The organism is Psychrobacillus syltrankelensis (genome assembly GCF_055454035.1).
In genome coordinates this window covers 725,860-743,904 of sequence record NZ_CM144227.1, presented here as the reverse complement: position 1 = coordinate 743,904, position 18,045 = coordinate 725,860, and the positions used below count along the sequence as shown (strand labels likewise).

Below are 18,045 nucleotides of genomic sequence, written 5' to 3'. Positions count from 1 at the left end.
TATTGATATTAGAACTTATCAGGAAGAAATAAGCCTAACTATCTGATACAGAAATTTTACGTTTCAATAAACATAATACAAGTTTTAAAACACCAAGAGTTTAATCACTTTGGTGTTTTTTTTGTCATTTTCTCCTATATGAAAAATCGATATAAGCTCAATTAGTAAGAATTCTATTAAAATAAACAAAAATCTCGTAAATATGTCTTCAAATAGGAATAAAGTATAAGCTCTTGTTAAATTGGCAATACTCTATTATGACAAAAGATGCTACAAAAAAATAAATAAATGATAAAGAGGGAACGTATGGGTTTTTTTAAAAAGAATAATAATATTGTATTAAATCCCCCGCCTCCTTCGCCTCAAGAGAAGGAGTCAGAAGAAAAAACTGCACTAAATTCAAATATTCAAGAAAATATTCAAAAAATAAATGAAACACTTGGAAAAAGCGGAGATATTATAATCCGTGAAATAAAAATTGGTAAAGATGGGAGTATAAAAGCAGCAGTCGTTTATACGGATGGTTTAAGCGATGCAGCTTCATTACAAAACTTTATTTTGGAAACACTAATGTTGGACATTAAAGGAACATCACTGGAAAACGATTTAACTCCAAATCCTAATATAATTAATACTTTAAAAGATTTTGCTATGACAGTTGGAGAAATTAAGGATTTAAACAATTTTGATGATCTATTTACTCACCTATTATCTGGTGACGCAATTCTAATGTTGGATGGATATACAAATGGATTAATAATTGGTAATAGGCATTGGGCTGAACGTGGAGTAACCGAGGCAACTGCTCAAAGTGTAGTGAGAGGTCCAAGAGAAGGCTTCTCTGAAAATATCCGAGTCAACACTGCACTTGTTCGGCGCATCATTAAGGATCCAAACCTTTGGATGGAATCCAAAGTTGTAGGGAAACGGTCCAAAACGAATATCGCCATTATGTATATTAAGGGAGTAGCGGAAGATGGTGTTGTTAAGGAAGTAAATTCTAGATTAGATGCGATTAACATTGATGGAATATTGGAAAGTGCCTATATTGAGGAATTAATTCAAGACTCACAGTATTCGCCTTTCCCAACAATGTATAATTCCGAAAGACCTGATGTTGTCGCTGCAGCACTTTTGCAGGGGAGAGTAGCTATTCTGGTTGACGGTACACCATTTGTTTTAATGGTTCCAGCATTATTTGTTCAATTTTTTCAATCAACAGAAGACTATTATCAACGGGCATTAATGGCAACCTTAATTCGTCTTCTACGCTATTTTGCCTTTTTGATTTCGTTGCTATTTCCTGCATTTTATATTTCCATCCTCACTTTCCATCAAGAAACGATACCACCAGCTCTGCTTATAAGTGTTGCGGCACAACGTGAAAAAGTTCCATTTCCAGCATTTATAGAAGTAATGATTATGGAAATTGCTTTTGAAATACTTCGAGAAGCAGGATTAAGAATGCCAAGAGTAGTAGGTGCAGCTATGTCAATTGTAGGGGGATTTGTCATTGGAACTGCGGCTGTTGAGGCAGGTATTATCTCAGCGGCGATGGTTATAGTTGTATCACTTACAGCTATATCTAGTTTTGTTTCACCACTCTATGATATTGCAATTGCTGGTAGAATTCTACGATTTGCTTTTATAGGATTAGCTGCAGTGTTTGGTTTTTATGGCATGACAATTGGTTTTATAGCACTTATTTTACATTTATGCAGTTTACGTTCATTTGGGGTTCCTTTTATGTCTCCTTTAGCACCTTTTAACCTTTCAGATCAAAAAGATACGATAATTCGATTGCCAGTTTGGAAAATGAAGACGCGGCCTCAGGCAATCTCAAAAAATAACGTAAGAGAAAATTTTACTCCTCCTAAACCAAGTGAGAGAGGGAAGGATGAGTAAAGGAGAGAGTATATGTGAAAAAAGGAATTTTTATACTAATAATTCTCATCCTTTTCGTTTCTGGATGTTGGGATAAAAGAGAGTTAAATGAACTTGCCATAATAGTTGCAATTGGCATAGATAAAATCGATGATGAATATTTGGTCTCTGCACAAGTTGCGGTACCATCTGAGCTTTCATCGAAAGGAGGTGGACCAGGTCACTCTCAAGTAACACTTTACAAAGCAAAAGGACCAACCGTGTTTGAAGCAATTCGTCAACTGACCAAATCTTCTCCAAGAATTATGTACTTAGGGCATCTAAGAATGTTAATAATAGGGGAAACTTTAGCAAGAGAAGGGATAGGAGATTCATTAGATTTCCTTGCAAGAAATTGGGAAGTAAGATGGGATTTCTATGTTGCAATTGCAAAGGATAGTACTGCTGAAAACATATTGAATGTCCAAACTCCATTAGAGAACATTCCAGGTGCAGAAATGTACTTTACGCTACTAAATTCAGATAAAACTTATGCAAATACATTAAGCGTGACTTTACTTGAACTGTTAAGAGATCTAGATAGAACAGGTAAACAACCTGTATTAACTGGTGTTCACATTATAGGCGATCCTAAAAGTGGTTCAGATAAGTCTAATATAGATTCCATCAAACCGGCCGCTAAAATAGAATTCGATGGATTAGCCATTTTTAAAAAAGATAAACTTGTAGCCTGGTTGGAGGAAAAAGAAACCAAAAGTTTTAATAGTGTTACTAATCACATAAACAAGTCTGTAGCAACTATTTCCTGCCCTAAGAAGGGGAAAGTTAACATAGAAATTCAACAATATAATTCAAAAATGAAAGGTAAATTTAAAAATGGGAAGCCAGAAGTAGATATCAACATTCTAATCAAAGGAAATGTTGGGGGAGTAGAATGTAAACTCGATTTAATGAAAGTAGAAACACTTCGTGCATTAGAGAAAACATTTGAAAAAGAAGCAAAAGATGCTATCGAAAAGACAATAAAAAGAGTGCAGAAAGAAGTAGACGTTGATATTTTTGGATTTGGAGCAGCCATTTATCATGATGATCCAAAAGGATGGAAAAAAGTAGAGAAAAATTGGGATGAAGAGTTTCCTAATTTAAAAGTAAACGTTTCTGTAAAGCTTGATATTCAATTAATAGGTTCAATTAACAATTCTTTTAAAGAAAAAATAAGGGACTAACTAATTATGGAAAAAATAATAGGATTAATTATTGTTTTTGGAATTATTTTAAAACTAGAAATTCCAGAATTATTGAAAAACAAGGATAAAAAAGGAATTATTGTTTTTTCGTTTCTCATTGCTTTAAGTTTTGGCTTGAGTGTTGCATTGGCACTAAATAAAGCAATTCCAAATCCGGCAGATTTTTTATCATTCGTTTTAAAGCCTATAATTAATGTATTAAATACAAAAAAATAATGAAAAGCAGCTGTAGAAAGGCGTGATGGAATGCAAAATATTAAAATAAGTCCTTTTCAATTCCTAGTCCTTGTCATTTTCTTTATGATTGGTACTAGTATCCTTGAACTACCATCCGTTATAGCTGCAGACGCTAAGCAAGATGCATGGATTGCAGCTATTATAGGTACAGGAATAGGTATATTGGTTGTTTGGTTTTACACCAAAATAGCATCTTGGTTTCCAAATCTCACTTATGTTCAACTTAATGAAAAAATCTTTGGGAAATGGATTGGTAAATTCAGTAGTCTTTTATTTATTTTTGTATGTATTTTATTTACAGCGAGTTTATTGAACCATTCTGGTTTCTTTTTATCATCACAATTATACCCAAATACACCGATTATTTACCTAAATATTCTTAAGTCAACTATTTTAATTATGGGTATTCGGCTTGGTATAGAAACAATAGCACGATCCGCAGAAATACTGATTTTTTTATTCCTATTCCTTTTTATAGGATTAGTCATTTTTATTCTTCCGGAAGTAGATATTCAAAATCTCGAACCATTTTTTGTTTCCGATATAGGTACTCTATGGAGGCCTTCTATTTACGTAACTATTACATCATCAGTAAATTCTCTTGTTTTATTAATGATATTTCCTTCACTTGTAAAAGAAGTTAAAAAAGGAAAAAAATCTTTCTTTTTAGGAAATATTATTGGTGGATTGGTAATAATTATTGCCACCCTGTTATGCGTTTTTGTTTTAGGTTCAAGTACAACAGCTAGGCAAGTTTATCCAAGTTACGTATTAGCGAGGCAAATAAATATCGGAAACTTCTTAAATCGCATTGAGGTTCTAATGGCGGCATTATGGATAATATCGCTCTATTTTAAAATGGCGTTATATTTTTATGCTGGAACGATAGGTTTGGCACAAATATTTAATTTGAAAGATTATCGCCCTTTAACTTATCCTTTACTAATAATTGTTATTGTACTTTCAATGGTTATTGCTCCTGATTTTATTTCAAAACAGAACTTTGACTCACACGCTAGTACAGCCAGTTCCGTAGCTGTTTTTCTCTTTATTCCTATATTGTTAGCAATTGTATATGCATTCCGTAAAAAACAATTTAAAAAAGCGGAACAATCGTAAAATGTTGTTCTTATAAGATTTTACGGTTCATATGAGTTGAGAGGTAAATTACGTACAATTACTAGCAGTGGAAAAGTTAAAAGCTTCTCAGAGCGAATTTGAAAGTAGTAAGATTATGTGTATAAAATCTACTTCCAATTAGATTTTTTACTGAAAAATACATTAAGGTTCCCAAATTCATATTTGGGAACTTTATTTTGTGATAAAATAGGAGGATATGAGGTGATATTTTTGCAGAGAGAAATTCCAAAACTACTAAAGGATTTTTTAATATACTTAACTACGATTAAAGGAAAATCACTACGAACAAGAAAAGAATATGAATATGATTTGAGTTTGTTTTTCAGATTTCTAAAAACAGTGAAAGATGATATTAAAATTGACAATATGGATAAAATCAACATTAAGGACATTACAATAGATTTTATTAAGGAAATATCATTAGAAGACATGTATTTATTTTTAGAGTTTTGTGAAGTTCAGCGGAAAAATAGTCCAGCAACTAGAGCAAGAAAAGCAGCGACACTTAAATCATTTTTTAAATATTTAAAAGGAAAGAGAAGACTATTAGAAGATAATCCTGCTGATGAGCTGGAATCCCCGAAAATAGGAAAGAAAAAGCCAATCTATATGGATCTACAAGAAGCGGAGTTGTTTATAAAAGGGATAAAAAGGAGCAACCATTATTATCGTAATTATAGTATGATGATGTTCTTTTTAAACTTAGGGTTACGTGTTACAGAGCTATGTAGTCTAAATCTTACATCTATCCAAGGTAATGTATTGCATGTTATCGGGAAAGGTGACAAAGAACGTACTGTATTTTTAAACAATGCTTGTATCCAATCTCTTCAAGTTTATATGAAAAAAGAACGAACATACATAAACGGTGTAAATGACAATGAAGCTCTATTCTTATCTCAAAAGGGGACAAGACTAACCCGCCAAACCGTTGCAAAAATTGTTAAACAAATCAACAACGACTCCGGCTTAAATAAAGAAAAAATTACACCACATAAGCTAAGACACACTTCAGCAACAGTTATGTACAAAAATGGTGCTGATATTAGAAGTCTGCAACATATTCTTGGTCACTCGAGTGTATCTACTACACAAATATATACGCATGTAGAAGATAAAGAAATTATACAAGTGATAGAAAGTAACCCTTTTAACAAAATAGGGTTAATATAATTATATTATGTAAACTAATTATTTCATTATAATTTGGAAATATTCTAAACAATCTAGTATTATTATAAACAACAATAAGGAGGGATTTTATGTTTACATACATAATTGATGAAAAAACAAAACTAAAAATGCTCGATTTACGGGACACTGAACATTTGTTCGATTTGACGATTCATTCAAAAGAAACTCTGAAAGAATGGCTACCATTTATCGATTACAATAGGTCTGTTGCAGACACTCAGAACTTTATTCAATCCACGATGAAACAATTTGCAGACAATAATGGTTTTCAAACAGGAATTTGGTATGATGGCAAAATTGCAGGTGTTATCGGCTTTCATCAAATCAACTGGAGTAATAAATCAACAAGTATTGGCTACTGGCTTGGTAATGACTATGTAGGGCTAGGTTTAATGACTAAATCAGTAAAAGCTTTTGTTGATTATGCGATTAATGATTTGAAATTGAACAGAGTAGAGATACGTGCAGCTGTAGAAAATAATAAGAGTAGAGCGATTCCAGAAAGACTAAATTTCACAGAAGAAGGTTGTGTACGAGAAGCCGAGTGGCTGTATGACCATTATGTTGATCATGTTGTTTATGGAATGTTAGCTCGTGATTGGAATAATAAATTAGCTTAATAAGTTAATATTAGAGGGGGGAAATGATGACTAATACAACATTTGTTTATGAAATCTACATCGCAACAACTCGGAACAAGCTTTGGGAAGCTCTAACTAGCAGCGATATTATAAAAAAATATTGGTTTGATTTACAAGTTCAAACTGATTGGCAAGTAGGATCAATAGTTTCCTTTTTAGATAAGAATGGAAAGATTACAGACCAAGGGAAAGTACTAATAAATGAGCCATTTCAACTTCTTTCATATACTTTTCAATGGTTGGAAGATAAAACAATACGTGAACGTCCTACAACGGTATCCTTTGAACTAAAACAGATAAATTCGTTTGTAAAATTAACACTCAATCATTTGGATCTTTTGCCAACGGATTTTGTTGAAGAAAACGATGGATTTAAAGGCTATAATAATGGCTGGCCAATGATTTTGAGCAATCTGAAAAGTCTACTTGAAACAGGGGAGACCTTACAATAGAATAAATAATTAAAACCCTGGTTTGTAGAAAAACCAGGGTTTTAATTATTTATTCATACGTATAGTAGTCTTGAGCATGAACCACTTGGAATCCTATTGATTGATAAAGTCCAAGTGCATGCTCATTTAAAGTTTCTACTTCCAAATGAACAGAGTGTCTTGATTCAGACTGTTCCTTAACTACTCTTTTCAATACTTTTCTTCCAATCCCTTTCCCTTGATATGTCGGTAAGATGGAAAATCCATAAATCCAAGCTTCACCATTTTCTCGTTTCACACGGATTTTCCCGACGGTTTCCTCGTTTACATCAATCATGAACATATCGTTGTCCGCATCTCCGTCTATTCTACTTTCCATTGCTTGTGCATCTTCTCTAGCTATATCAAATGCTTCGATATCTAAACGAATACGCATTTCTAAATCCTCAGTATTTGCATGTCGCAATGTAAAACCATGTACTTCTTCTAAATGCTTTTCTTGCCACTTCATCTGATGTTCGGAAAATCCATAGCTAGCTCCATGTTTCGTTAAAAAAGCTTTAGCTTCCGTGGATCTGGAAGGTGCATTTAACAATATTCGTTTAAAACCCATTTGTTTTGCCGTAGTCATGCCTTGCTGAAACAATCGGGAGAAATGACTTTTTCGTCGTTCGCTTGGTTTTACCATTCCGCATACTTCTACTGTTGAACCAAAAGCGTATAAACCTAAAAAGGCTACTAGTTCTCCGTTTTCATAATGAAGGTAATCTAGTTGATCTGACTCTCTATGCCGAAGCATTTCCCAGTTTAATTTTAACTGGAGCTGATCATACGTTTCACATTCATTTTGAAGCTTTTCAATATCTAGTAGTTGTTTGGATGTTAGCATGTATGTATTACTCCTTTATTTGTTAAATTTACTCTAACATTATTTTACACTAACCTAACATCGAATGGGGTAAACCAAATAAAAAAAACCGCCCTATAAGAAAAATATTCTTAAATAGGACAGTTTTGAGATTTGTGTTTTTATATATCAATTATGATTGGCAGGATCATTGGTCTTTTTTTAGTACGTGAATATAGAAGGTGTTCAATTGACTTTTTAATATCTTGCTTTAATTCTCGTTGATTTTTACTTCTATCACTCAATTTCTTAATAGTCGTGCTGATGGATTCGTTTACTTCATTTAAAAGTTCCTCTGCATTTGGTCCATATACAAAACCTCTTGAAAGTAAGTCGGGTCCAGAAATTATTTTTCCTTGAGACTTACTTAAGGTAATAACGATTACTAGCATTCCATCTTCTGAAAGTACTTTTCGATCGCGTAAAATAATATTCCCAACATCTCCAATTCCAAAGCCGTCGACAAAGACATTTCCAGAATCAACACTACGAGTTTGAATTGCTTTTTTATCGATTAAATCTACTACGTCACCATTATTAATAAGAAATATGTTCTCCCTATTAACTCCTACGGCTTCAGCTAACATACTATGCTTATGTAGCATTCTGTATTCTCCATGAATAGGAATGAAATATTTGGGTTTCATTAACGTTAGCATTAGTTTTAATTCTTCTTGGCAAGCGTGACCGGAAACGTGCATTCCAGTTACATTACCCGATCCATAGATTACTTTTGCCCCTAATAATAATAAGTTATCTATAATTCGTGATACACTTTTTTCATTCCCTGGTATTGGACTTGCAGCCATAATGACTGTATCTTCCGGAAGTACTTCTACTTGGCGAAATCTAGAGGAAGAGAGTCTAGATAAGGCTGCCATTGGTTCCCCTTGGCTTCCGGTACAAATAATGGCTACATTCTCTGGATTCATTGTATTTACTTCACTAGCGTCTATTAACATTCCCTCAGGCATTTCCAAATAACCACGGTCCATCGCTACAGAAACAACATTAACCATACTTCTACCTAGAAGAGCAATTTTCCGATTCGTCTTAATAGCAGCTTGTATTATTTGTTGTACTCGGTTTACATTAGATGCAAAAGTGGAAATGAAAATTTTTCGAGGTGCGTGACGGAACGCATCCTCAATATGTTCACCGACAACCAGCTCTGATTGAGTAAAGCCAGGTCTTTCCGCATTGGTACTTTCTGATAAAAGTAGTAGAACACCTTTTTGCCCTAACTCCGCCATTTTGTGTATATCCGGAGCTTGATGGTCCACTGGTGTCAAATCAAATTTAAAGTCGCCGGTATGCACAATTGTGCCTTGTGGAGTATGGAATGCAATACCCAAGCAATCGGGTATACTGTGACTTGTTTTAAAAAATGTTGCATTTATGGTGCCTAATCGAATTTTTGAATCGGAATCGATCATAAAAAGCTTCGTTTGTCTTAATAACCCATGTTCTTTTAACTTAATTTCAATTAAGCCTAACGTTAAATTGGTTGCATAAATTGGTACATTCAATTGTTTTAAAAAATAGGGGACTCCACCAATATGATCTTCGTGTCCATGAGTGACTATTAAAGCACGAATCTTTTCTTTATTATCCTTTAGATAAGAAATGTCTTGAATGATTAAATCAATTCCCAATAGACTTTCATCCGGAAACTTGGATCCACAATCTATTATTACGATATCATCGGATGATTGGATGACATACATATTTTTTCCGATTTCATTTATTCCACCTAATGCAAAAATGGAAATTTTAGATTCATTAGTATCCAAAAATAACTCCTCCAATTGATTGTTATTTTTAGTATTACCGAAATTCTCGTTTTTATAAGAGATTTTAAAAAATGTTGGAATACTCTTTCATAGTTAGGGTAAAGAAAAGAAAAAACAAGTTATTAAGTGGATCTAAGCTTACTGGAGAGTGTTCTTATGAAAGGACTTTTTGTTGTATATGAATTTTTTATCTTTTTGTTAATCTTACTGTACTTGACCATTATTCTTGTGGGATATACAGGTAGCGAATTGCTAACGAAAGAACAAGTTAAATGGATTGACTACACATTTATTGTATATTTCGCTGTAGAATACATCATAAGAATACTTAAATCAGATAATAAAGGAGAGTTTGTAAAAAATAATATTTTTGATCTAATAGCACTAATTCCTTTCGATGCCTTTTTTAAAGTGGCTCGTTTAATGCGTCTTGTTCGTTTAATTAGGATAATGAAGGTATCCAAGACATTACAAAGTGTTTTCAAATTAGGTGGTTTAACCTATGTATTTATTTTTACTTTTCTCGTGATGGCGTGGGGAGCAATAAGCAATTTCCTGTTTGAAAAAGGTTATAACCCTAGTATCAACAACGTTGGTGACTCTTTCTGGTGGGCTATGGTAACTGTCTCTAGTGTAGGGTATGGGGATATTTCTCCTGTTACAGTAGGAGGAAGAATTGTAGCAGGAATTTTAATGCTTGTGGGCATTGGTTTAATAGGTTCTATAACAGGGAGCATGGCAATTTACTTTTCTAATATCGAACGGACAATTCAGTTAGTAGATGATCCACTTGATCACGATGAGGAGGATTTACATACGTATATTACGAAACAAGTGAAGAAAATAGATACTTTAGATGAAGAGGGCTTAAAGCACCTTATCGATTCTCTTAAGGTATTACACAGGAAAAAGATGGAAAGTAGGGAGAGTATTATAAGAACTAATATTAATGACGGGGGTGATCCAGATGATATGTAAAAAGTGTAATGGTACTGGAAAAATAAAAATATTCTTACCTATACCAATGAATATAAAGTGCACTGTTTGTAAAGGAACCGGTCAAATATGATGTATTTAATAGAGATCTTTGCAATAGTATCTTTAGTATTGCTTGTATCAATTCTATCTCTTAACCATGCGAAGGAGTTTTTTCATATTTAGTATATGACACCTTAAGTATTTTTTAATTGCAACATTTTTTTATAATCAGAGTAAAATACCATAATAATATTATGTAAACAAAAACGTTTGTTCAGAAGAAATGAAGGGAATATATTTGATATTTATTGATGCATGTGCAAAAATTTTAAAAAATGAAAATGAAAGAAGTAATATTTTTGATTTAAATGTAGAAGAATTGGTTGTTTTTACAAGCAAAAATCCTAACTACTCAATTTTCTTGTCTTCCAAGTCAAAGCTCATATTCTTCTGACAAATTCGAAAATGGAAGATGGACACATCATTTTAATCAATGCTTTAAGTGGCAATGTAAAAGAGGCGATTAAAAAAGGAAGCTATGTTACAGACAGATCCTTAAATGATTTTTTATCTAGAGCAGTTTCCCAATCAAGATAATTATCAATAAGCTCTTTATTAAATATTTTAATTAGGATTTAAAAACCAGCGGAAAACTAATACTATTTGCTTATAAAAAATTATCTGATATAAAACTAAGTTGTATTGGGTGTATTCTATGATTTATGGTAATTAGCTCATAAAGGGCGGCTGTTCTTATTGAGCTATCGTACAGATTAGTGAAAGAAGGTATTGTTAAAAACAATGGAGAATAAATACCTAAGCCTTTATTTATAAGTAGGTGTTAGAAATGAATGGGAATTTTCGATCAATAATAAATCTGAAAATAGAAAAGAACCATGTTTTTGATCAATTTTTTTCGAAATGATGAACTTTTATATGCGTAAAATTTATTCAATCTTTTTTCAAAACCAACAATAATGTAAACAAAAAGGAGTAAGTTATGTGCCGAAACATTAGAACATTATTTAATTTCGACCCACCAGTTACCGAAGAAGAGATTCATGAAGCATCTATTCAGTACGTCAGAAAGATAACGGGTTATAACAAGCCCTCGAAGGCGAATGAGGAGGCGTTTATTCGTGCAGTCAATGAGATTGCAATGGTTTCTAGAGATCTAATGAACACACTAGTAACTAGTACCGAGCCACGGAATCGTGAGGTCGAAGCTGAGCGTGCTCGTACTAGAGCGGCTAAAAGGTATGGAACAAATTAGAGGACTCAAAAATAGAAAAAAAGTGAAAGTATTTTTGATTTTTCATTATTCCACAATTGGACACGATCTTTGATCAGCATAACTAGAAATTGAACAAATTTTTTTATAAAAATCAAGCTTTACTTTTAAACCAGATTCTTATTATTTACCGTGAAAAATAGGAATGCTATTAGAATGCTTTTAAAATTTTGTACTTAACGTTGTACATTAGTTTAACAAGAAAAGAAAAATACGCTTAGAGAATTATTCACGAGGCGTTTTTTATGTTATTTACAATTAGAATGTTAATTCGTAATATTCAACCCACTTTTCTTTTTCCCGTTCTAATGCTCGATTTTGCCGCACAAACCAAATATTTTTTTATCAAAATTTCAAAACTGTATTATCATTTTCCACTTTTATTGACAAACTTATGATATAGGAATAGAATTAATTCGAATTTAATACATCTCAAATTCGAGATATTTAGGAAGGGGTTTTTTATATGGTTATCGATTGGTCAGTAACAGCAGTCTATAACACAATTATGTCGGTTTCATCTGGCATTGGGTTATTATTAATTCTTCAATTTAGTTCCCATTTGGCTAAAGAAAAAGTTGGACAACTAGAAGGTTGGGCAATAGGATTTGGAATACCTGGCATTATATTAACGCTAACTGGAGCTCATATGACACTTACTTGGCCCTTGTCAAAGATTGGATTCCCGTTTGATGATATTATTTTTGGTGAGACTTCTTTAGCTTTTGGGATTATGCTTCTGGCTGCAGCCGTCTTATTATGGAGAAAATCTAATCTATATTTAAAACAAGGTATTAATATGAACGATACGAAAATTGTATCCAATTCTTTAAGTAGTGAGTTGCCATACTTGTTTAAACCTTTATCTTATTTTGCTGCGGCAATGGGGCTAGCACTCATTTCTATCGCATTTGCAGGTATTGGATTTCAATTATTTGCAGCACCACCAGAAGAACCAATATCAGGAACTTTTGCTGATTATCCAATGTTAGAGGCTACTTTTATGTCAGGATTATTCGCGATTATAGGGATTGGAGCAGTATTATTTCCTTTTTCTTTAAACAAAGACGCAAATCCAAACTTTGCTAAAGTTATTAAATACCTTTGGGGAATTGCAGGCATCGCCTTTGTTCTATTTGGAGCCATGAATTACTTTACACATATTGGATTGATTGTGAATACAATGGCCAAATAGTATTGAATGAAATACAATGCCTGTCGCTCCCTTATTAGTTGTTATAATTCGACAAAATACGGGTGGCACAGACATGTACATAAGAGTGATCAAGTAGGGTAGTGCTAAAGAGAGGATGTAGAAAATGCGGATAATCATCTGTATTTTCTACATAAATGAGCTTCCAAAATAAGACATAGCAAAGGCAGGCTAGGGGAAACCCTTAGTCTGTCTTTTTCAATGATAATTCTTTTACTAATCTTTATCCCGCAATTTTTTATACCTTGTAGTCAAAATCATAGTCAAAAATAATCAATGCCCCCACAAACTTTCTGAGACGGTTGGTTCGGCTGCTGTCTCTATACAATAAACAAATTCCATGTGTCAGAATCCGCGACTTTAAGTATACCTTTGCCATAATGGAAGGATATACTTAAAACTTTTCCTGAATCTTTAGCCATCCATAACTTTATGAGGTATTTAAGGAGTAGTGAATAAAATGGAAAATAATTCTTCAAAATTGAAAAAAAAGACGGTGATTCTTAAAACAGGGACAATGGGAGAGATCCTAATGGAACTGTATAAACCAAAGGAGCTTCTCTATATATTTGGAGCAGGTCCCGATACCGAACCATTAGTGGAATTAGCAGCAAAGCTAGACTTTTTAGTTTGCCTAGTTGACCCAAGAAGTCAAAGATGTAATCACAGAACATGAGTTTGTGGAAAAGCATGATAAAAGTAGGAAAGTAGATGTCTATGAATCAAACGAAATAAATAAATCGGAAAAAATACACTTATTAAAGGAAAAAATTTTAGTATTATTGGATAAACATCCAAAAATTGCTTTAAAACTAATAGAAAAAAACTTACTCTAATTAAGAATTATTTCGGGAGAGGCTATAGATTGACTTTTAGTGGCAAGGCGCAGACCGGTTAAAGAGATAACTGGTGGGTAAATGGGTAAGTGAGCACTTATCGCTTTAAATATGCTGTTTGTTGTGGTGATGGCAATTTTAAAATCAAGTTTGCAATCGATACTAATAAAGGTAGAATTTATTCCCCATCTTATTAAGTTAACGCATCAGTTAGTGGGACTTAGTAAAATAGCGACCTCATGATAGTGAAATTAGCAAATAATCATCTTAATATAAATTGGCCAAAATCCTTATATCGCCAAGGTTTTGGCTGTATTTTATTTTGCTTTAGGGTTAAGGAAAGAAGGATTAATTCAAAAAGGTGAGAAATTCAGCCAAAGTAAAGAAAGAAGTATTAATGGCCAGTCTTGAACGTGTTTATCGAGAGAGTGGTGGACCAGATAAAACTTTTGATGAGACTGCTAAATAAATATGAGTGTTGAGCTAGAAAATTTAAGTAGCTTAATCTCCGGAACGCATTTTTAAGAGACAGTAGTTCGACTCCCGCCGTCTCCATAATACAATTTCATTGAGTTTCAATGAACGTGTGTGACTTTAAGTATATCTTTGCCATATCGGCAAGGATATACTTAATTTTATTCTTGGCAAGAAAATACTTAAAATATTTAATACATTATAGATAATAGTTTCTAGATAAGGATTATGGACTTAATTAATGGAAATATACTTGCATGTATTAGTAATTATTTAGTTATTCGACATTTCTTAAAACACCCGAAACTCTTGAAATATAAAGAATTCGGGTGTTATTTATTATCCGGAGAAGTTAAGGAAAGAAGGATTAACGCAAAAACGACTGAAAATCGACCAAAAAAGAAGAAATAATCCAAGATAAGGTAATATTCAATCGATTAGCAACGTCTATATAGTCGTTGCTCTTTTTATATTTAAAAGTACTTCTGATAATATTCTTTCCTTAACCTTCCACTTAACTGAGCATAGATCTTGGTGGTTTCACTCTTCTCATGCCCCATAAGACTTTGTATGACTTCAATAGGAGCTCCATTATTCATCAAATGAGTTGCGTAGCTGTGTCTAAGTTGGTGTGGATGAATCTCTTTATTGATTTCTGCACGATTGGAGATCCGCTTGATGATGTATCTCATTTGGGCAACACTCATTTGATGTGGCTGTCTTGCTGTTACAAAGATAGCTGAATTATGATCGTTACGGGTTTCCATATAGCGTTTAAGCCATAAATCGCAACGTGTATTAAAATAAACTTCCCTTTCCTTATCACCTTTTCCTCTAACGATAGCAGATTGATTGGACCAATTAATATGGTTCTTCTCCAATTCGACAACCAGTGGAAAACATGAATTCAAAAATCGCTTTTTCCATTGGGGAATGACAGGATTCACGAAGGTGTTCGATCTCCCGTTCGGTTAAATACTTGGGGATCCGCTTGCCTACTTTGGGTTCTTTAATTTTGGAAGTTGGATTCTTATTCAGGTAGCCTTCTTCATGAGACCAACGAAAAAATGATTTCATAAACCGGATACGATGTGCAAGACTGGCTGGTTTTAAATGTTTGCCGGATATAGCAAGGTACTCCTTTAGTCGATTTGTATCCAGCAATTCCATGTCTACATCCTTAAAATAATCAATTAGTAGCAAAGACTGTAACTGGTAGGCCCTCAATGTTCGTGGCGAAAAGCCCTCTATTCGTTTATCCGCTTCAAACGAAGCCCATGCTTTTGATAGTAACAATTCCATTCCCCCTAAAATAGTAATATAAAAGGATTATTGCCAACTTAATAGAATTATAGACATAGGATGTGTTTTTAATAACGTGGCAGTAGGTTTAAGAAGAACTTCGTTGAATGAACTATATATATTTTGTTCTCTAAAGGAAAATAATGTTAAAATGGTATTGGTAAGTATATGTTGTGGGAGGGGTTTTAGTGTTGAGATTTGTTGATGACTTAGCAGGTGCTATATATGATATTTTTAAATTTATTATAAGGCCAATTAGCTATTTACTTGCAGGGATGATAATTGTTGCGGTTCCTATGTATCTTATAGTTTGGGTTTTCGGCTTATTTCAATAATCATATTCAATTAACGGGTGCTTTACTTCAAGAGTGAGTAAAGCCATATTCTTCTTCAACTAAAGAAGCAGTTTAGTTCAATTAGAGAAGGAGAAGTTTTATGTCGTATTTGGTACATAAGGCGTAGCATGGAAAGAGATTAATATGTACTGGAAATATAGAGTAGTAATGATAATAAGCAAACGTTTTAGGGGGGATCTTGATGACAAATACTAAAAGAAAATTAAAGAAAAGAAAAAAAGTATTATTAGAATTAGACAGGTTAGATGAGCATGCATCAAAACTTTTATTCATTCATTATTCTTGTGAGAGTTTTTATGATTTAAGAGAATCGGGACGTTCAGCTCGTATAACTTCAATTGCAGTAAGATATTTTGAAACGGGACAGTCGGTGAGTTTTTCAATTCATACTACAGCTGAAAAGGAAGGTAAATTAAATAGTATTGAATCACACTATGATGAATTAGAAAGTATAATGTTAGAAGATTTTTTTGAATTTGTTAATCGTCATGATAACTATTATTGGATTCATTGGAATATGCGAGATATAGGGTATGGTTTCCAAGCGATAAACCATCGTTTACGAGTGTTAGGAGGAGAACCAAAGATAATTGCCGACGATAAAAAATTTGATTTAGCTGATAAACTGAAAATAATTTTCGGTGATAACTATATTGAACACCCCCGCTTTGAAAAGTTAATTATTAAGAATGCTATTTCTGATAAGGATTTTTTAAAGGGCGCAGAAGAGGCGGCAGCTTTTGAAAATGGAGAATATATTAAATTGCATCATTCTACTTTAAGAAAAGTAAATGTAATGCATGATATTTTTAATAAGGTACTAGATAAAAATTTAAAAACAGATTCTAAGAAAAAAGATATATATGGTCTATCTATCCAAGGGTTATATGAAATGGCAAATGGTCATTGGTTATTTAATTTAATCCTACTTTTTTTGGGGGGCATAATTTCATGGCTTGTTACAGAGTTACTTAAATAATTAGTGAGGAGACAAAGTTGCCAAAAAGAAGGAAAAAATGCTTCTTCAACTAACGTGTGCTTTACTTCAAGAAGGAGTAAAGCCTTTTTTCTTATTGAACTAAAGAAGCAGTTTAGTTGAAGAGTAATGTTTAACTTGTGTTCAACAATCGAGACATATAAGGGAACAAGCTTTATTGAACTAACGAGGTCAGGTTGGTTTAATCGAGTCGAGATTTTGATTTATAATTATCATGGTAGGAGGGTATGTAGAACATTTCAATGGAGGACAAACTAAAAAGGTCAGGTGATAATCCTATGAATTTTGAAATAAGAAATCTTAAAAAACACGATATCCCCTTCTTGCGAGATATGGTGTATGAGTCCGCGTTTGTACCAGAAGGACAAAACCCTTTCCCACGAACAATATTAGAAGAACCATCTGTCTCAAAATATGTGGATGGATGGGGGGAACAGAGTGGTGATATTGGATTGATTGCGGAAAAAGATGAACAATCGATTGGTGCCATTTGGTTGCGTCTGTTTGATAAAGAACGCAAGGGCTATGGTGATGATGAAACGCCAGAAATAGGAATTGCCATCCTTAAAGAATTTCGGGGTGAAGGAATTGGAAATGCTTTATTAAGCGTGCTTGAAACGGAAGCAAAAAATTTTGGCTATCAGAAATTATGTTTAAGTGTAGACCCAAGAAATCCAGCTTGTCGCTTTTACGAACAATTCGGATATGTTCATGTTGGCTGGTATGAGACTTACTGGACAATGGAGAAGGAATTAGTTTGACACAACAATAGGGTTGGTGAAGAAGCGTCTCTGCTCTTATTAAGCTAACGGGTGCGTTAGTTCAAGATCAACGAGCTGCATAAACGGCTCTTTTTTCTTATTGAACTAACGCCGCAGGTTAGTTGAAGAGTGATGTTTAACTTGCGCTCAACAATCGTGCCGTTTAACAGAAAAGGAAAGCTTAAAAAGTGAGCAATTGAAATACACAATAAGGGGGACAATATGAAATTTTATCTTTCATCTTTTAAAATTGGAAATGAAGAACGGAAACTAATCGAATTAACGGAAAATGGGAATAAAAAAGTTGCATATATCAATAATGCATTAGACTTTGCGACTGATTGAGAAAGAAAAAATAAAAGT

Annotated in this window: 17 protein-coding genes and 1 pseudogene; 15 read left to right on the top strand and 3 right to left on the bottom strand. The window is 33.3% G+C overall.

Features of this window, described 5'->3' with window-relative positions:
- Positions 1 to 306: 306 nt before the first annotated feature.
- The 7 genes from ACTSKG_RS03835 to ACTSKG_RS03805 all read left to right on the top strand — a co-directional run bounded on the left by ACTSKG_RS03835 (position 307) and on the right by ACTSKG_RS03805 (position 6,795).
- Positions 307 to 1,905: a spore germination protein gene (locus tag ACTSKG_RS03835; protein ID WP_464756825.1), complete on the top strand. Its 1,599-nt coding sequence runs from the start codon at positions 307 to 309 to the stop codon at positions 1,903 to 1,905.
- A 14-nt stretch (positions 1,906 to 1,919) separates the two neighbouring features.
- The gene (locus tag ACTSKG_RS03830; RefSeq protein WP_464756824.1) at positions 1,920 to 3,110 is read left to right on the top strand and encodes a Ger(x)C family spore germination protein; all 1,191 of its coding nucleotides are present in this window, start codon (positions 1,920 to 1,922) and stop codon (positions 3,108 to 3,110) included.
- A 6-nt stretch (positions 3,111 to 3,116) separates the two neighbouring features.
- Positions 3,117 to 3,347 carry a hypothetical protein gene (locus ACTSKG_RS03825; RefSeq protein WP_464756823.1) on the top strand — a complete coding sequence of 77 codons (231 nt, stop codon included), beginning with the start codon at positions 3,117 to 3,119 and terminating at the stop codon, positions 3,345 to 3,347.
- 30 nt (positions 3,348 to 3,377) lie between these two features.
- Positions 3,378 to 4,487 carry a GerAB/ArcD/ProY family transporter gene (locus tag ACTSKG_RS03820; protein WP_464756822.1) on the top strand — a complete coding sequence of 370 codons (1,110 nt, stop codon included), beginning with the start codon at positions 3,378 to 3,380 and terminating at the stop codon, positions 4,485 to 4,487.
- A gap of 222 nt (positions 4,488 to 4,709) precedes the next feature.
- On the top strand, positions 4,710 to 5,681 hold the full coding sequence (locus ACTSKG_RS03815; protein ID WP_464756820.1) for a tyrosine recombinase XerC: 972 nt from the start codon (positions 4,710 to 4,712) through the stop codon (positions 5,679 to 5,681).
- Positions 5,682 to 5,770: 89 nt separating this feature from the next.
- Positions 5,771 to 6,322, top strand: coding sequence for a GNAT family N-acetyltransferase (locus ACTSKG_RS03810; protein WP_464756819.1), 552 nt, complete (start codon positions 5,771 to 5,773; stop codon positions 6,320 to 6,322).
- Positions 6,323 to 6,348: 26 nt separating this feature from the next.
- Positions 6,349 to 6,795, top strand: coding sequence for an SRPBCC domain-containing protein (locus ACTSKG_RS03805; RefSeq protein ID WP_464756818.1), 447 nt, complete (start codon positions 6,349 to 6,351; stop codon positions 6,793 to 6,795).
- Positions 6,796 to 6,844: 49 nt separating this feature from the next.
- Here ACTSKG_RS03805 and ACTSKG_RS03800 read toward each other — a convergent pair whose 3' ends face one another.
- Positions 6,845 to 7,663: a GNAT family N-acetyltransferase gene (locus ACTSKG_RS03800; RefSeq protein ID WP_464756817.1), complete on the bottom strand. Its 819-nt coding sequence runs from the start codon at positions 7,661 to 7,663 to the stop codon at positions 6,845 to 6,847.
- A 140-nt stretch (positions 7,664 to 7,803) separates the two neighbouring features.
- Positions 7,804 to 9,474 carry a ribonuclease J gene (locus ACTSKG_RS03795; RefSeq protein ID WP_464756816.1) on the bottom strand — a complete coding sequence of 557 codons (1,671 nt, stop codon included), beginning with the start codon at positions 9,472 to 9,474 and terminating at the stop codon, positions 7,804 to 7,806.
- Between the two features lie 156 nt (positions 9,475 to 9,630).
- Between ACTSKG_RS03795 and ACTSKG_RS03790 the strand changes: the two genes are divergently transcribed.
- From ACTSKG_RS03790 to ACTSKG_RS03775, 4 genes are all read left to right on the top strand, one after another.
- Positions 9,631 to 10,452: an ion transporter gene (locus tag ACTSKG_RS03790; RefSeq protein WP_464756815.1), complete on the top strand. Its 822-nt coding sequence runs from the start codon at positions 9,631 to 9,633 to the stop codon at positions 10,450 to 10,452.
- A gap of 1,000 nt (positions 10,453 to 11,452) precedes the next feature.
- A complete protein-coding gene (locus tag ACTSKG_RS03785) occupies positions 11,453 to 11,725 on the top strand; it encodes a DUF2277 domain-containing protein (RefSeq protein ID WP_464756814.1) in 273 nt (90 codons plus the stop codon).
- A gap of 484 nt (positions 11,726 to 12,209) precedes the next feature.
- Complete coding sequence (locus ACTSKG_RS03780; RefSeq protein WP_464756813.1) at positions 12,210 to 12,938, top strand: DUF981 family protein; 729 nt, start codon at positions 12,210 to 12,212, stop codon at positions 12,936 to 12,938.
- Positions 12,939 to 13,416: 478 nt separating this feature from the next.
- On the top strand, positions 13,417 to 13,632 hold the full coding sequence (locus ACTSKG_RS03775) for a hypothetical protein (RefSeq protein ID WP_464756812.1): 216 nt from the start codon (positions 13,417 to 13,419) through the stop codon (positions 13,630 to 13,632).
- A gap of 1,107 nt (positions 13,633 to 14,739) precedes the next feature.
- On the opposite strand, the pseudogene ACTSKG_RS03770 reads toward ACTSKG_RS03775, so the two are convergent.
- Positions 14,740 to 15,562: pseudogene (locus tag ACTSKG_RS03770) on the bottom strand (tyrosine-type recombinase/integrase).
- Between the two features lie 194 nt (positions 15,563 to 15,756).
- Between ACTSKG_RS03770 and ACTSKG_RS03765 the strand changes: the two are divergent.
- From ACTSKG_RS03765 to ACTSKG_RS03750, 4 genes are all read left to right on the top strand, one after another.
- A complete protein-coding gene (locus tag ACTSKG_RS03765; protein ID WP_464756811.1) occupies positions 15,757 to 15,903 on the top strand; it encodes a hypothetical protein in 147 nt (48 codons plus the stop codon).
- Between the two features lie 202 nt (positions 15,904 to 16,105).
- A complete protein-coding gene (locus tag ACTSKG_RS03760) occupies positions 16,106 to 16,903 on the top strand; it encodes a hypothetical protein (protein ID WP_464756810.1) in 798 nt (265 codons plus the stop codon).
- 296 nt (positions 16,904 to 17,199) lie between these two features.
- Entirely contained in the window at positions 17,200 to 17,682 is a 483-nt protein-coding gene (locus ACTSKG_RS03755; RefSeq protein ID WP_464756809.1) for an N-acetyltransferase family protein, read from the top strand.
- Positions 17,683 to 17,904: 222 nt separating this feature from the next.
- A complete protein-coding gene (locus tag ACTSKG_RS03750) occupies positions 17,905 to 18,027 on the top strand; it encodes a hypothetical protein (protein WP_464756808.1) in 123 nt (40 codons plus the stop codon).
- Positions 18,028 to 18,045: the final 18 nt, after the last annotated feature.

Coding starts and splice junctions, on each gene's coding strand:
- ACTSKG_RS03835 (WP_464756825.1), top strand. CDS start 307: ATGGGTTTTTTTAAAAAGAATAATAATATTGTATTAAATCCCCCGCCT.
- ACTSKG_RS03825 (WP_464756823.1), top strand. CDS start 3,117: ATGGAAAAAATAATAGGATTAATTATTGTTTTTGGAATTATTTTAAAA.
- ACTSKG_RS03820 (WP_464756822.1), top strand. CDS start 3,378: ATGCAAAATATTAAAATAAGTCCTTTTCAATTCCTAGTCCTTGTCATT.
- ACTSKG_RS03810 (WP_464756819.1), top strand. CDS start 5,771: ATGTTTACATACATAATTGATGAAAAAACAAAACTAAAAATGCTCGAT.
- ACTSKG_RS03805 (WP_464756818.1), top strand. CDS start 6,349: ATGACTAATACAACATTTGTTTATGAAATCTACATCGCAACAACTCGG.
- ACTSKG_RS03800 (WP_464756817.1), bottom strand. CDS start 7,663: ATGCTAACATCCAAACAACTACTAGATATTGAAAAGCTTCAAAATGAA.
- ACTSKG_RS03790 (WP_464756815.1), top strand. CDS start 9,631: ATGAAAGGACTTTTTGTTGTATATGAATTTTTTATCTTTTTGTTAATC.
- ACTSKG_RS03785 (WP_464756814.1), top strand. CDS start 11,453: ATGTGCCGAAACATTAGAACATTATTTAATTTCGACCCACCAGTTACC.
- ACTSKG_RS03780 (WP_464756813.1), top strand. CDS start 12,210: ATGGTTATCGATTGGTCAGTAACAGCAGTCTATAACACAATTATGTCG.
- ACTSKG_RS03775 (WP_464756812.1), top strand. CDS start 13,417: ATGGAAAATAATTCTTCAAAATTGAAAAAAAAGACGGTGATTCTTAAA.
- ACTSKG_RS03760 (WP_464756810.1), top strand. CDS start 16,106: ATGACAAATACTAAAAGAAAATTAAAGAAAAGAAAAAAAGTATTATTA.
- ACTSKG_RS03755 (WP_464756809.1), top strand. CDS start 17,200: ATGAATTTTGAAATAAGAAATCTTAAAAAACACGATATCCCCTTCTTG.
- ACTSKG_RS03750 (WP_464756808.1), top strand. CDS start 17,905: ATGAAATTTTATCTTTCATCTTTTAAAATTGGAAATGAAGAACGGAAA.